Genomic DNA, 15,616 nt, shown 5'->3' with positions numbered 1-15,616 from the left:
AACTATTACTCGCAGAAAGATTGACCTATTCAATGTTTGGCGCGTACCCTATTTAAGACATAATAAAAAGGATTAAATAAAATGCGTTTAAAACCCCTTATTGCACTGTGTGCTTTGGCATTTACAGGCACATCATTTGCTGATGAAGGTATGTGGCAACCACATCAACTTCCAGAGCTTGAATCTGTATTAAAAGCGAAAGGACTTGAGATTGATGCAAAATCAATCTCCAAATTAACCGAATTTCCGATGAATGCAGTTATAAGCCTTGGTGGGTGTACTGCATCGTTCGTATCACCTAAAGGGTTAGTGGTAACTAATCATCACTGTGCTTATGGTTCTATTCAATATAACTCAACACCAGAGAATAATATTTTAGAAAATGGCTTTTTAGCAAAAAATTCCTCTGATGACCTACCGGCAGCTCCAGGGTCGCGTGTATATGTTACAGAAACAGTGACCAACGTGACTGAAAAAGTAATTAAAGGCACTGAAAAGCTTAGCGCAAAAGCACGTTATGACGCGCTTGAAAAAAACCAAAAACAACTTGTTGCTGACTGTGAAGCTGATGATAATTACCGCTGTAATGTCTATTCATTTCATGGCGGGTTAGAGTTTTACTTAATAAAATCACTCGAAATTAAAGATGTTCGTTTAGCCTATACTCCAGCTATGGGTGTAGGCAAATACGGTGGTGATATAGATAACTGGATGTGGCCGCGCCATACTGGGGATTTTGCATTTTACCGTGCCTATGTCGGTAAAGACGGTAAACCGGCGGAATACAGTGAAGATAACGTTCCCTTCGTGCCAGATTCATATTTGAGCGTCAGTGCAAAAGGCGTTCAAGAGGGGGATTTTGTTATGGTAACAGGCTACCCGGGGCGAACCAATCGTTACCGTATAGCTGCCGAAGTCGATTACGTATTTAATACCAGCTACCCAAAAGCCCGTACCCATAATACTAAGTATGTATCATTAATCGAAGAAAACGCTGAAGATGGCAGCAAAGCTCGAATTGCTTATGAAAGCACTATCGCAGGTTATAATAATTATATTAAAAACTACGGCTCAATGATCGAAAGCTTTAATAAAGGCACTATGTATGAGCGTAAAAAGCAGTTTGAACAAGCGTTAACAAACTGGATTAACAACGACCGACGATTAAAAAGGCAATACGGCAACGTATTAGCTGAGCTTTCGTCATTAGTTGAACAATCACAACAGCATAACGAACGCGATCGCATGTTAGGTTACGTGCATCGTTCACAAATGATCAGCACAGCTCGTCGTTTATATCGCCTGGCATATGAAAAGCAAAAACCAAATAGTGAGCGTGAATCTGGTTTTCAAGAGCGTGATATGCCAAGACTTGAAGCTGGCTTAAAACGTATGACTCGCCGCTTTGATGAAGGTGTTGATAAAGCTATTTTACTGCACTTTTTAGAGCTTTATGCTGCATTACCGAAACAAGAGCGATTTGCTGAAGTTGATAAAGCGTTTAACTTACAAAATGGCTTTGATAAAGCAAAACACAAAGCATTACTCGATAGCATGTATGCTAAGTCATCACTTAATGATGAAGACACACGTTTAGAATTGGCTGAGCAATCATTTGCGCAAATTAAGAAAAGTAATGACCCGTTTATTCAGTATGCTGATGCTATCTTCAAGGTAATGAAAGCGCAAGAAGATAAAGACAAAGCACTTGCAGGCAAATTACAAGCTGCACGTCCGCAACTGATGGCAGCGATCATTGCATTTAATAAAGCAAAAAATAAACCTGTGTATGCTGATGCAAATAGCACGCTTCGCGTAACCTATGGCACAGTGGGTGGTTATTCTCCACAGGATGGATTAGTAGCAACACCGTTTACGTCGCTTGAAGGGTTACTTGCTAAAAATACCGATGTTGAACCATTTAATGCCCCTGAAAATCTGCAAAAGCAAATTAAAGCTAAATTATATGGCGACTATACTGGCGGCATGAACACAGTTCCTGTTAACTTTTTATCAAACGTTGATACAACGGGTGGTAACTCGGGATCACCAACATTAAATGGTAAAGCAGAACTTGTAGGCTTACTGTTTGATGGCGTATACGAAAGTATTATTGGTGACTGGGATTATAACCCTGCGTTAAATCGCTCTATTCACGTTGATTCACGATATATGCTGTGGGTGATGGATAAAGTTGATAACGCACAAAATTTACTAGACGAAATGAAGATTGTTAAGTAATAGTTTAAATATTTTTTACCCAAATAAGCGCTGATACTAATCAGCGCTTTTTTATATATTTCAGTATCCTGTAAAAACTTCCTTCCCCTAGTGTTCCATATTTTGTTTATTTATTAGTAAAAATTGTTTTACTTTAGTTGCGGATATGTTAAAAAGTAACAGTTGCTTTTTAGTTAATAGTTATAAAGTAACAATAGTAAGTAGGCAAAAACATTGTATAAACCATGTAATGTCTGCTTTAAATTCAAGGGGTACGTTAGTTGTTGTTTTACTAGCTCACTGGTTTATGAAAATGAAGAGATTATAAAAATGTCAAAACTAGTCATCGATACAGGAAAAAATCAGACCAAGCGAACAAGGCTAAGCCTTGCTGTTACTTATGCGTTGATGGGGTTAAGCCCACTATTTGTTTCATCTTTTGCTCTGGCCGAAAATGACAGCGCTGCCAAAACGGATGAAGATATAGAGGTCATCGAAGTAAGCGGTATTCGTGGAAGCATTAATAGTGCGCAAAATCTTAAGCGGTTCGCTGATACTGTGAAAGATGTTATCACCGCCTCTGATATTGGCGCATTGCCTGACAAATCGGTGACAGAAGCTTTACAGCGTGTACCTGGTGTAACAATTGAGCGGTTCGCTTCTTCGGATGATCCTAAACATTATGCAGATGAAGGGACTGGTGTATTAGTACGTGGCCTAGACAGAGTTCGCTCAGAAGTAAATGGTCGAGACGCATTTAGTGCCAACGCAAGTCGAGGTCTAAGTTATGAAGATTTTCCGGCAGAGTTACTTGGTGCTGTTGAAGTGGTAAAAAACCAAACTGCTGATTTGATTTCTGGTGGTATTTCAGGCACGGTTAATTTGTTAACACGAAAGCCTTTTGACTCTGATAAGCAACTTATTTCTGTCAATGCAAAAGCAAACTATGCTGATTTTAGAGAAGAAGTAACACCGTCATTCTCTGCTTTATTCTCTGATACGTGGGAAACTAATTCAGGTAAGTTTGGATTTTTAATTGCCGCTTCACAATCTGAGTTTAAAACCCGCGGGGATGGTGTTGGCTTAGGTAATTTTCATTCACGAGGAGATGCTTTTATCCCAACGCTTGATCAATGGGGCGGCATTACAGGGGTAGACCCTTCTTCACCTGTGGATGGCCCAGCGCTTCCTAATCAGCCAGCGGGTAGTATCTGGCATGTGCCTGTAGCGATTCATATGAGTACTGCAGATAACGACCGTAAACGCCAAGGTCTAACGTCATCATTACAATGGGCAAATGATGATGAAACAATCGTTGCAACAATTGAGCATATTCGTTCGAAGGCATCTTTAGAGTGGAATGAACGTCAAATAGGTCAGGCTGCACAGGGATTTAAGGGATTCATGGGATCATCTCAGAATTGGCAAGATGATGCTGCTAATGGATACCCGCTAACAACGAGTGATAACTTTGTCACTTCAGGTGTTGCTTTAGGTGTCAGCCCTGAGACCCCATTTTTTTACCGTAGTCGTTGGAATTACAATGAAAATACAGTCAATGACACCTCATTTAAATTGACTTTAAAGCCTGTTGATAGGTTAACAATTGACCTTGATTATCAAATGATAGACTCAGATAAACATGTTCAAAACTACAGTATGTCAGGCCAAACACGTGGTAATCATGTGCATGTTGTATCTCCTTACTTTTTAGATATGCGTAATAGCAGACCAACCGTTGAATTTTTAAGTGATAACATAATGACAGCGGGTTGGTCACCAAATGAAGATTGGAATGGGCCCGTACCTAACTTATTTTTGGGCAGTGGTATGGAGCAAGTCGAGCACAATACGGCCGAAGCTGACAGCTATAAAATTGATTTTAAATATGAATTAGACGGTAACTTTACCAGTGTCAGTGCTGGTGCTTATATGTCAGATAAAGACCTTACTGTAAGAGACACGGCTTATGAAGGGTGGTCAGCAATTGGTACCCCTTGGGTGCAAGACGACCGTAATGCCGCCGCTGCAGTGAATCGTCCAGAGCTATTTGAACGAGTTGATTTTTCAGATTATTACAATGGGCAAGTATTACTTGGAGATGTAAATAACTTTTTATTCCCTAAAATGTCTCTTGTAAAAGACTATGCAAATTCTCTGCGCCAAGGTTGTAAAGACGGATGGCATAATGCAACAAACAGTGCGGCAAATAATGGCGTGTGCACTGGCACCTATGTTCCTTATGAGGACAAAGCTGACCGTGTAGATGGTCCATTTGCAGCCCACAATATAAGTTCAAGTAATGAAAAGCGTACCGAGTTTTATGTGCGAGGAGACTTCGATTTCGAGTTTAACGATATGCCAATAGTGGGTAATGTGGGCTTACGTTATGTTAATTATAAACTGCAATCGACCGGCGCTGTTGTACAACCTGCAACGATTAAACGAGGTGAAGAAGGGACTTCATTAAACACGGTTATGCAGCAGGACGAATACAAACGTTACTATGATCTTGCTAATGGTGAATCAACGTTAAGCACAGTGGATGGCACAGACTACAGTACAATTCTACCAAGTTTAAACCTCAGTTTTGGTGTATCTGAAGACGTTGTCGTGCGTTTTGGTGCATCAAAAGCCTTGTTCTATCCCAACTTGATGGATGCCAGAAATATAAGCATTATCAATTTAGACTATACGCGAAGATTACAAACACCTGGCGCTGATTATGATGAAGTAAACAACCCAGTGGTGGGAATTGACGATATTGAAGTAACGGCGCTTTCGGGTAATCCTAACATAGAGCCGGAAGAGTCTATTAATACAGATCTAACCACTGAATGGTACTTTGCGGAAGCAGGTTATGTCACTGTTGGCTTATTCCATAAGAAATTGGACAATATTATTCGTAACAGGGCATTCAATTTAGATCGAACCTTTAATGGTGAGCAGTACGATATTTCTGCCTATGGTCCGGCTAATACAGGGTCAGGCACAATACAGGGTGCTGAATTTTCATACTCACAATTTTATGACATGCTGCCAGGTGCTTGGAGTGGTTTAGGGTTACAATTTAACTTTACCTTAATCGATCAGGATGGGCTGGAAGATCCAAATGAAGTATCTACGGGTACATTAGCGTTTGATGAAAACGGCGATCCGATCACTGATACCCGTAATACATTCCGTGTTTTCAGTGGATTACCTCTGCAAGGTTATTCTGATAAGAACATGAATTTAGTCGGGATGTACGAATACGACAAAATATCAATGCGTGTTGCTTACACATGGCGCTCAGAGTATCTACTCACACTTCGTGAATCTGAAGAATATGTTCCAGCATATGCTGAAGCATCAGGCATGATGGATGCGAGCATTTACTACAGCATTAATGATCATTGGAAAGTAGGACTTGAAGCAAGTAACTTATTAGATACCGAAACAAAAACTCGATATCAAATGGATCAAGCGGGCACCAAAACTCAAGCTTTAAACTTTACAACAGACAGACGTTTTGCGTTAAGTGTCAGAGCTAGTTTCTAACTCTATGCTTGTCAGCTCTGTTAATTACCAGAGCTGACAAATTTATTTTATAACTGCGGTTGTTAATAATAAGGATAAAAATGCCTGAATTGATTAAAGGAAGTGGCTGTATAAAGCAATTACAGCAAACTGGTTGGGATATATTAAAAGAACAAGTTAGTTTGCCAGTAGCTGTTATTAAACAAGACAAAATCAAGAAAAATGCAAAGTGGATGGCAGACTTTACCGCTAAACATAACATGTTGCTTGCCCCACATGGTAAAACAACCATGTCGACAGAGTTGTTTAAGGTGCAACTAGACGCAGGTGCATGGGGGATGACTTTAGCCACGGTTCCACAAGTTATAAGTGCATTTGAAGCAGGTATTACACGTGTGATTATGGCAAATCAATTGGTCGGTAAATTTCATTTTGACCAAATAGGTAAATGGTTAGAAAGTAGCGCAATTGAGTTTTATTGTTTTGCAGATTCAATAGACAACTTAATAGACATAGGTGAGTTTTTTGCTGAGCGTAATTTAAGCGTTAATATTTTATTAGAAGTAGGTATAAAAGGTGGGCGTTGTGGCTTACGTTCAGCAAAGGAAATATCAAGTTTAGTGGCAACCTGTGAGCAATATTCCAGCCTAAAATTAATGGGTATTGCTTTTTATGAGGGGGTTATAGGCGGTGAAAACCCAGCCCAGCAAGTAAAGGTTTTTGTTGATGAGGTGAGTACCCTTGCAAAAAAACTACAAGTTGAAAACCGCTATAATACAAAAAAACCTATTATCACCGGAGCAGGTTCAGCATGGTACGACATTGTAGCAAAAACGCTTTATGACAACACATGCTCAGGCAACTTCAACATTATACTTAGACCCGGTTGTTATCTGATCCACGACACTGGCATTTATCACCAGGCGCAGCAGGCGATAATATCGAGAAGTCAGGTAGCTTGTGATATCACTGGCGAGTTAGAAAATAGTTTGAGTATTTGGGCGTATGTCTTATCAATACCTGAGCCTGGTCTTGCAATTATGGGTATGGGCAAACGTGATGTGGCTTTTGATGCAGGTTTTCCAACAGCAGAGCTTATTTACTCTATTAAAACAGGGCAATTATCGAAAGTTAATAATGGATTCAAAATTGAAAAAATAATGGATCAACATTGTATGCTACGTTACCCAAACGAACAAGCCCTCCGGGTGGGAGATATGATGAATTTTTCGACGTCTCATCCTTGTTTAACTTTCGATAAATGGCGTCAAATAGGTGTTGTTGAAGATGATTGGGTTATCACTAAGACCATTTCAACACAATTCTAGAAAGGTTTCTTATGGATATAATAAGTAAAATAAAAGAAGGCCTTGGACACTTTAGTCCAGCAGAAGATAAAGTGGCTAGGTTGATTTTGTCTGATTTGAATTTTTCAGCGACCGCTTCAATCAATGAATTAGCAGACAAGGCTAAAGTGAGTCATGCCAGTATCACTCGCTTAGCTCGAAGCTTAGGCTGCGAAAATGTGCGAGATCTAAAATTTAGATTAACTCAATCTGCGGCGATTGGAGAGCGTTTTACTACTCCAGAAATCATTGAAAAAAAACAACTATCCCACGTATATACATCTATTCATGAAATTTTAGAATTGAATGCTGGAGCCATTGATGAAGCAATTGTTGAGCAAGCCAGTGATGCTGTTTGTCATGCTAGGCATTGTTTAATTTTTGGGGTTGGTGGAGGCAGTAGTATGTTAGCTCAAGAGTGCCAAAACCGCTTTTTTCGACTCGATGTACTTTCTAATGCCTATAGTGACCCTATGATGATGCGCATGGCTGCCTCAACAGTAAATAAGGGAGATGCAGTCATTTGTTTATCTCTTAGTGGCGTTTCACCCGATGTGATGGATGCTGCCAAAATAGCCAAAGAATATGGGGCTGTGATTATTACCATTTGTCCTGATAGTGAACTTTCAGCACTCGCTGATTTTCAATTGCCTATTAAAACACAGGAAAGTGATTATATTTTCAAACCAAGTGCCGCAAGGTACGTAATGATGGCAGCTTTGGACATTCTTTCAAGTGAAGTGGCAATGCGAAATCAGCGTCGCTCAAAAGAGAAGTTACGTCGCTTGAAAATTCAACTTGATCAACATCGAGACAAAAATAGCAATATGCCACCTGCCGATAAGCGTTTTCCGCTAGGGGATTGAACACGTGAAAAACACATCAGCCGATTTTATTATTCAAGGAGCTCGGGTCTTTATTGATAAAGAAAGCCCAATAGAGCAGCTCGATGTTGCGATAAAGGACGAGTTTATTTTAGCTATAGGAAAAAACCTAAATATAGACACGAGAAACATTATCCCCGCGCAAGGTTTGATTTTAGCGCCAGGGTTTATTGATGTTCATACCCATGATGATCTCGAAGTGCTAAGAAACCCATCAGTACCAGCTAAGCTAAGTCAGGGGGTGACTACAGTAATTGCTGGTAATTGTGGAATTAGCGCTGTACCAACAACTGCTGTCAGTGCAGTGCGTGATCCCATTAACTTACTTGGTGGGCAAAGTGAGTTTGTTTATCCCGATATGCTGAGTTATAAAAAAGCATTTGCGAAGGTGAAACCCAGTGTGAACTTAGCAATGTTAATAGGCCATATTAGTTTACGTGCGCAAGTGATGGATAAGTTAGAACAAGAAGCAACCTCTAGTGAAATAAATGAAATGAAAAGCTTGTTAGCCGTTGCTATGCAACAAGGAGCGCTTGGTTTAAGCACAGGGCTTGCGTATTACAATGCTAAAGAGGCCAGTGAGTGTGAAATTAATGAGTTGGCTAAAGTTGTCACACCATTTGATGGGCTTTATACCACCCATTTGCGCAGTGAATTTCAGGGAATTATATATGCTATGGATGAAGCATTTGCTACTGCTAAACAGGCCAAACTTCCTTTAGTTATTTCGCATATAAAATGCGCAGGACAAGAGAACTGGGGACGTTCAAAAGAAGTCCTTGCACACTTTGAACAACAAAAGCAGCACCAGCATTTAGGTTGCGATTGTTATCCTTATTCTGCGAGTTCAAGCACTTTAGACTTAAAACAAGTCAACGACGATACAGAGATTTTCATTACATGGTCTAAATCGTTTCCTGATATAGCGCAGCAAAGTTTGAGTGATATTGCAAAGCAGTGGGATGTTTCACTACTTGAAGCCGCTTCACGTATACAGCCAGCCGGCGCTGTTTATCACTGTATGTTGGAATCTGATGTGAAAACATTTTTGGGTTACGAACACAGCATGATTGGTTCGGATGGTTTACCGTGTGATCCACACCCACATCCAAGGTTGTGGGGGACATTCCCTCGCGTGCTGGGCCATTATTGTCGCGATGAAAAATTGCTTTCATTAAATCTTGCTTTACACAAAATGACAGCGCTGCCAGCTGAGAATTTCAAATTGTGCAAACGTGGCAAAATTGAGGTCGGTTTTTTTGCTGATCTGGTGTTATTCGATCCAGAAAAAATTATAGATAACGCAACTTATAGCAAACCTCAATATAAAGCGAGCGGAATAGAAATGGTTTGGGTAAATGGGGTTATAAGCTACCAATCAAGTAATAACGCAACTGAGTATTCAGGATTTGGTCGAGCTGGGCAATTTTTGAATCGACATAATTTTAGTTAATGAGGAACGTATGACAATAACAAGAATAGGTGCTGAAGGTGGCAAGGGAACGGGTGGCCAACATTTACCTTTTTCGCGTGCAGTAGAAGCTGGTGGTTGGCTTAAAGTGTCAGGTCAAACACCGATGAAAGATGGTGAAATAGTAGAAGGTGGAATAGTACCACAGTCACGTTTAGCAATAGAGAACTGCATTGCAATAATGGCTGAAGCAGGTTACGGACTAGAGCATGTGACTCATGTTTCGGTGGTGCTTACTGATGCTCGATATTTTCAGTCTTTTAACAAGGTCTTTGCGGAGTTTTTTGGTGCTCATCCGCCTGCGCGAATTTGTATGGTTGCAGATTTAGTTGTCGACTGCAAAGTTGAGGTTGATGTGACCTGTTACAAAAATAGCTAACACACCCTGGGGAGAACGTATGTTTGCTAGTCAATCCTATTATCTGCTGGCTTTTTTTACATACTTACTGATTATGATTTTAATTAGTTGGTTGGTATCGCGAAAGCAAAAGAATGCGAGTGATTATTTATTGGCCGGACGTAAAGTGCCCCTTTTTCTTACGCTTGGTACGACGGTTGCTACTATGGTAGGCACAGGCTCCTCGATGGGAGCTGTAGGGTTTGCATATGAAAATGGTTGGGCTGGCGCTTTATATGGTGTTGGCGGTGCTGTGGGTATTTTACTGCTAGCGTGGTTGTTCGCACCTGCTCGTGATCAAGTATTCTCAACGATGAGTGAAGAGCTGGCAAGTTACGTGGGTAACCATAAGTGGGTCAAACAAATTTTAGCGGTTGTTATCTATGCTGCAAGCATAGGTTGGCTTGGCGCTCACCTTATAGGTGGTGGTATGTATTTATCTTGGTTAACAGAGCTGAGTATTACGCAAGCCAAATTATTAATAGGAGCTGGACTTGCAGTTTTTATTATATTAGGTGGTTACTCAGCGGTTGTATGGACAGATTCTTTACAAGCTATCATATTATTTATTGGTTTTGTGTTGATGGCCTATTTTTCACTTGAAAATGTTGGCGGGTTAAGTACCTTAAACAACGGTGAACTAGTTGCTAAACAAGGTGTTTTTTCTTATAAAAATGTCGGCTTACTGCCTGCTATATCTATGTTTTTAGCTGTGTTAGTTGGCGTCTTGGCTACGCCATCTTTTCGTCAGCGAATATATGCTGCCGATAGTGTTAAAACGATTCGCCGCTCATTCATTCTATCGGGTATTCTGTATTTATTTTTTGCACTGCTACCTGCTTTAATAGGTACAAGCGCCTACCTAATGAATAGCGCGTTAGATAGTGCCGCCTATGCTTTTCCTTATATTGCATTGCATGTTTTGCCTGTTTACTTAGGCGGGTTTATTTTGTTAGCCGGTATTTCAGCCACCTTATCCAGTGCCAGCTCAGATGCAATCGCAGGAGTCAGTGTATTAATCAGCGATATATTCAGCAAGGCTCACAGCGATGTGCATAGTCAGGCTAAACAGTTGCTGTTTTCTCGTCTAGCTATGTTAGGGACGATTATTATAGCTCTGTTACTGGCTCTTTGGTCTGACGATATTGTCAGTTATATCACCAAAATGATTTCTATTTTAATGAGTGGTCTTTGTGTGATGGGTATTTTAGGACGATTTTGGTCTGATTACACTTGGCAAGGTGCTATAGCAACTTTATTGGGAGGCGCTCTAGCGGGAGTGCTGGTGGGGGTAAATCATCAGTGGGCGCTATTTTTTGGTAATCCGATCATCCCATCATGTCTTGCTGCCTTGTTATTAGGTATTGCAATAAGTTTTCTTACTAAAGGCCGAGAAACTGTTTATTCACAGTGTCAAGAAAACGAGCGGTTACAATGAATTACGCACATTTAACAAATATAAAAAGTATCGTGTTTTTTGGTGAGTGCATGGTGGAGAATCGTGCAAATGGCGATACTGGCTTTGCGGGTGATACTTTTAATACTGCTTGGTATTTGGCCCAATTGATTAAACCTGATTCTATTCTAGCTATTTATTATGCAACAGCTATTGGTGATGACCCAGCAAGTTGCGAGTTGAGTGATTTACTAAAATGTTCCGGCATAAAAACAAAATTTATAGCGACTCGAACAGGTATGAGTTTGGGGCAATACTGGGTCAAACTTGATAATCGCGGTGAACGCCATTTTGATTTCGACCGATGTAATAGCCCAGTTAAACAATACATTAAGCAACATCCGGCTTTGTTGCAGGCACTGAGAGAAAATGCGTTTGATGCAATTTATCTTTCGGGGATAAGCCTAGCGGTTTTATGTGATGCACAAAGAGAACTGTTGATTCAAACGCTGATGCAATTTAAACAACGTAGTGGAATAGTTATTTTCGATAATAATTACCGTTCTGCGTTATGGACTGCCTTTGAGGCTAAAGGTTGGTTTAAAAAGATAATGGCCCTAGCAGAGTTTGTTTTTTTAACCGATGAAGATGAATACAGCGTATATGGAACTACAAATGTAGATGAGATTATACAATATCATTTTAGTCAATCTAACCACCCCGAGACTTTAGTTATCCGATGTGGAAGTGACCCATGTATTGTTGCAAATAAAGGGTCTAACACTTTCTTGCGAATCTCACCAAAAGTTATAGCTAGTAGCATAATTACCGACACAACAGCAGCAGGTGATGCTTTTGCGGCAGGGTTTTTAGCCGCTAGTTTAAACGATAAAGATTATGAAGAGTCGGTTAAGTTTGCCCATCGCCTTGCTGGTATGGTGATTCAATACCATGGTGCACTTATTCCTAAAAACGTGCTCATAGATTTTATTGATGAGGAAAGTTAAATGCGTTGTAGCAAATTTATATTTATTTTATTTAGTTTACTATTTTCAAGTCTGACTTTTAGCTCGGTTCATCCTCATTCAGATTTACCCCTTATGCCCATGCCTAAACACATTATTCATAATGGCGCTGAGCTGAGCCTCGGCTCAACTTTATCTGTGTATATCGAGGGGATGAGTCAACAGCGAGAAAATTTTCAGTTACAGCGTTTGCAATTACATTTATCAAGAATAAACCAAAGTAGTGTAAAAATATTACAAGTCAGTAAAGAACTTGCTGATATAAAAATTAATATACATCAACCTGAGCTGGCCTTACTTGTACCTCAGTTCGGTGAAGATGAAAGTTATACTTTGTTAATTAATAACAGCGAAGTGAATATACAGGCAATGACGGTATTTGGTGCTCAACATGCACTGACTACATTAATACAGCTTGCTAATACCGGCGAAGCTCGCAGAGAAAAAAAGGGTATTTCTTTCCCAACACTCAGTATAGATGATGATCCACGTTTTGCTTGGCGTGGTTTATTAATAGACAGCGCACGACATTTTTTATCACTGCAAACAATTAAACGTCAGCTAGATGGTATGGCGGCGGCAAAGCTTAACGTATTTCACTGGCATTTGACGGACGATCAAGGCTGGCGTGTTGAAAGTAAAAAATATCCACGTTTGACAGCAACAGCATCAGATGGAAAATACTATAGCCAACAAGAGATTAGAGAAGTAGTCCAGTATGCCAGCTTGCTTGGGATTAGGGTGTTACCTGAAATTGGTATGCCAGGTCACGCCAGTGCAATAGCGGTGGCTTATCCAAAATTAATGACAAAAAATAAGCACTATAAAATGGAGCGCCACTGGGGAGTTTTTAAACCTTTACTCGATATTGCAAATCCAGAAGTGTATGAGTTTATCGATACGCTGATTGGCGAAATGGTGACTTTATTTCCTGAGCGCTACTTTCATATCGGGGGTGATGAAGTTGACCCTGCGCATTGGCTTGAAGATTTAAAAATTAAAAACTTGATGCAACAATACGCGCTGCGAACAGGTGCTGATCTGCAAAGTTATTTTAATAGTAAAGTTCAGACAATCATCGATAAACATCAACGAGTAATGGTAGGTTGGGACGAAATATTTCATCCCAACCTATCAAATAATATTGTGGTGCAATCCTGGCGAGGGCACGATTCATTAAACGCCGTTGCTAAAGCTGGCTATCAAGGTTTGTTGTCAACGGGGTTTTATATTGATCAACCACAGTATACAGATTACCACTATCGTAATGACCCTCTTTTGCTTTCCCCAAAAATTGACTTAACGCAGCCTAAAAGAATGGCGAAACAGTTCGTTATAGAACGACTAAAAGGCAAAGCTATTCAAGGAGAGCTGCTGTTAATAGGATCGCAACTGTTGATTAAATTAAATAATAATCATCATCAACTGGCTGTGGAAACAACCGAGTTATCTCCTACTCAACATTTATCAGCTCAATTAGATAGTTGGATGGGACCACTAACTTTCGAATTTAACTTTATTGAAAATACAGGTTTTGTATTGATTGGTAATAGCCGATACCCGATCACTATTAAAGACGTGTTATCACCAGCACCCGTTACTTTTTCACAACCATTGTCAAAAACACAGAAAACCTCAATTTTAGGGGCAGAGGCCACGATTTGGAGTGAAATGGTAACCGAAGATAATATTGACTTACGAATATGGCCAAGGCTATTTGCGATTTCTGAGCGCCTCTGGTCACAAGCCCAAGTAAATAATCCACAATCTATGTATGAACGGTTAGAAAGAATTAACGGTTTTACGCATAAGGTCATTAATCTAGCACACGTGAAACAGCAACAATCTGGGTTTAAGGCGCTAATAGACAGCAAGCTTACGAAGCATGAGCAAAGAAAGACGTTAAATTTACTGAACACTATGTCGCAACTACTGGAGCCTAGTCATTATTATACTCGTCATCATATTAAATTTTTAAACGATAAATATCATCAAAATGCATCACTTGATTCTTATGTTGATTTTTTAGCAGTAGAAAGTAAGCAAATACGCTCTTTAAAACAACAGGTAAGCGCATTTAAGGCGGGTAATAAAAAAGCAGCTGAAAACATATATAAACAACTTTTATTATGGGAGCAGGCATTAGCTCTTGAGCATGGCTTGCTGAGTAAAAGCAAGCGATTGAAACCACTTCAACCTGTTTTTGACAAGTTAACGCTGTTTTTAACACACTCTAAAACTGTTCTTGAGGTGTGCAAAAGCAGTAAGGTGGACAAAAAAATAGGGGATGATCTGCTGGCATTACAGTCTTTGAAAGATGAACTTGTGTTAGCCGGTATTTACCCCGTTCGAGATTTATATTTACACTGCGTTTCTTCGCAGGATAAGGAATAAAATGAAAGCGATAATTATATCTAGTTTACTACTTAGTTGTGCCGTGAGTGTAATTGCAGGTGAGAATAAAAAGTCTGATATTTCATATGTGTCAGAGGACTATATTAGTGACGGTATATTTACACAAGGCGTTGAAGGGCCTGCTGTTGATAAAAATGGGGTGTTATATGCCGTTAATTATCAACAACAGGGCACCATTGGAAGAGTTGTTGGCAAGCATAAGGTTGATACCTTACTGACGTTAAAAAATGGTTCAATCGGTAACGGAATTCGATTTGACGGTATTGGTAATATGTATATTGCTGATTATGTGAACCACAATATCCTTAAAGTGTCGGTTTCAGCCTTTAAAAATGCGGGGGATGTGTCTGGCTCAGTGCAGGTATTTGCCCATGAAAACAAGATGAATCAACCGAATGATATAGCAATTATGGATAATGGTATTTTATTTGCCAGTGATCCAAATTGGCCAAATAGCACGGGCAACTTATGGCGAATTGATCAAGACGGCATTGTAACCTTACTTGAGTCAAACATGGGCACAACCAATGGTATCGAGGTGAGTCCTGATAATAAAACATTATATGTAAATGAAAGTGTGCAACGAAACGTTTGGCGTTATGATTTAGATGAAGTTGGCAATGTATCTAACAAACAGTTGCTAATCAAATTTTCTGACTTTGGTATGGATGGTATGCGCTCTGATAAACAAGGAAACCTTTATATTGCGCGCTATGGGGCAGGACAAATTGCGGTTGTTTCACCACAAGGCAAGTTAATCAATACCATTGAACTTAATGGGGAATTTCCTACTAATGTAGCGTTTGGCGGCGAAAATGGCAGGGTTTTGTATATTACCATGCAAAAACGAGGCGCCATAGAGGCCGTATCTTTAGAAACTGCAGGTCGTAATTTTTAAATGTTGTTGAACCAAGATTAAACTACGAAACCTAAACCATCAGGG

Annotated in this window: 10 protein-coding genes; all 10 read left to right on the top strand. The window is 39.9% G+C overall.

Going from position 1 to position 15,616, the window contains the following annotated elements:
- Positions 1-81 precede the first annotated feature (81 nt).
- The 10 genes from ACHUE3_RS02200 (at position 82) to ACHUE3_RS02155 (ending at position 15,571) form a co-directional block, all read left to right on the top strand.
- Positions 82-2,241 (top strand): S46 family peptidase, encoded by a 2,160-nt coding sequence (locus ACHUE3_RS02200; RefSeq protein ID WP_394189735.1) that lies wholly within the window; start codon positions 82-84, stop codon positions 2,239-2,241.
- A 309-nt stretch (positions 2,242-2,550) separates the two neighbouring features.
- Positions 2,551-5,760, top strand: coding sequence for a TonB-dependent receptor (locus tag ACHUE3_RS02195; protein WP_394189733.1), 3,210 nt, complete (start codon positions 2,551-2,553; stop codon positions 5,758-5,760).
- A gap of 80 nt (positions 5,761-5,840) precedes the next feature.
- Positions 5,841-7,067 carry an amino acid deaminase gene (locus tag ACHUE3_RS02190; RefSeq protein ID WP_394189731.1) on the top strand — a complete coding sequence of 409 codons (1,227 nt, stop codon included), beginning with the start codon at positions 5,841-5,843 and terminating at the stop codon, positions 7,065-7,067.
- Between the two features lie 11 nt (positions 7,068-7,078).
- Positions 7,079-7,951: a MurR/RpiR family transcriptional regulator gene (locus ACHUE3_RS02185; RefSeq protein ID WP_394189729.1), complete on the top strand. Its 873-nt coding sequence runs from the start codon at positions 7,079-7,081 to the stop codon at positions 7,949-7,951.
- A 4-nt stretch (positions 7,952-7,955) separates the two neighbouring features.
- Entirely contained in the window at positions 7,956-9,422 is a 1,467-nt protein-coding gene (locus ACHUE3_RS02180; protein WP_394189727.1) for an N-acyl-D-amino-acid deacylase family protein, read from the top strand.
- A 10-nt stretch (positions 9,423-9,432) separates the two neighbouring features.
- Entirely contained in the window at positions 9,433-9,819 is a 387-nt protein-coding gene (locus tag ACHUE3_RS02175) for a RidA family protein (RefSeq protein WP_058559330.1), read from the top strand.
- A 19-nt stretch (positions 9,820-9,838) separates the two neighbouring features.
- Positions 9,839-11,275 carry a sodium:solute symporter family protein gene (locus tag ACHUE3_RS02170; RefSeq protein ID WP_394189724.1) on the top strand — a complete coding sequence of 479 codons (1,437 nt, stop codon included), beginning with the start codon at positions 9,839-9,841 and terminating at the stop codon, positions 11,273-11,275.
- Positions 11,272-12,240, top strand: coding sequence for a PfkB family carbohydrate kinase (locus ACHUE3_RS02165; RefSeq protein ID WP_394189722.1), 969 nt, complete (start codon positions 11,272-11,274; stop codon positions 12,238-12,240). The genes ACHUE3_RS02170 and ACHUE3_RS02165 overlap by 4 nt, the downstream gene beginning before the upstream one ends.
- Positions 12,241-14,652, top strand: coding sequence for a family 20 glycosylhydrolase (locus ACHUE3_RS02160; protein WP_394189720.1), 2,412 nt, complete (start codon positions 12,241-12,243; stop codon positions 14,650-14,652).
- A 1-nt stretch (position 14,653) separates the two neighbouring features.
- Positions 14,654-15,571 carry an SMP-30/gluconolactonase/LRE family protein gene (locus tag ACHUE3_RS02155; RefSeq protein ID WP_394189718.1) on the top strand — a complete coding sequence of 306 codons (918 nt, stop codon included), beginning with the start codon at positions 14,654-14,656 and terminating at the stop codon, positions 15,569-15,571.
- The last annotated feature ends 45 nt before the right edge of the window (positions 15,572-15,616 follow it).

It is taken from the genome of Pseudoalteromonas atlantica (genome assembly GCF_043641955.1).
In the GTDB taxonomy this organism is placed as follows: Bacteria; Pseudomonadota; Gammaproteobacteria; order Enterobacterales; family Alteromonadaceae; genus Pseudoalteromonas; species Pseudoalteromonas atlantica_A.
The sequence above is the reverse complement of the archived record's forward strand: the minus strand, read 5'-3'. Positions and strand labels throughout refer to the sequence as shown.

Coding starts and splice junctions, on each gene's coding strand:
- ACHUE3_RS02155 (WP_394189718.1), top strand. CDS start 14,654: ATGAAAGCGATAATTATATCTAGTTTACTACTTAGTTGTGCCGTGAGT.
- ACHUE3_RS02165 (WP_394189722.1), top strand. CDS start 11,272: ATGAATTACGCACATTTAACAAATATAAAAAGTATCGTGTTTTTTGGT.
- ACHUE3_RS02170 (WP_394189724.1), top strand. CDS start 9,839: ATGTTTGCTAGTCAATCCTATTATCTGCTGGCTTTTTTTACATACTTA.
- ACHUE3_RS02200 (WP_394189735.1), top strand. CDS start 82: ATGCGTTTAAAACCCCTTATTGCACTGTGTGCTTTGGCATTTACAGGC.
- ACHUE3_RS02195 (WP_394189733.1), top strand. CDS start 2,551: ATGTCAAAACTAGTCATCGATACAGGAAAAAATCAGACCAAGCGAACA.
- ACHUE3_RS02190 (WP_394189731.1), top strand. CDS start 5,841: ATGCCTGAATTGATTAAAGGAAGTGGCTGTATAAAGCAATTACAGCAA.
- ACHUE3_RS02160 (WP_394189720.1), top strand. CDS start 12,241: ATGCGTTGTAGCAAATTTATATTTATTTTATTTAGTTTACTATTTTCA.
- ACHUE3_RS02185 (WP_394189729.1), top strand. CDS start 7,079: ATGGATATAATAAGTAAAATAAAAGAAGGCCTTGGACACTTTAGTCCA.
- ACHUE3_RS02175 (WP_058559330.1), top strand. CDS start 9,433: ATGACAATAACAAGAATAGGTGCTGAAGGTGGCAAGGGAACGGGTGGC.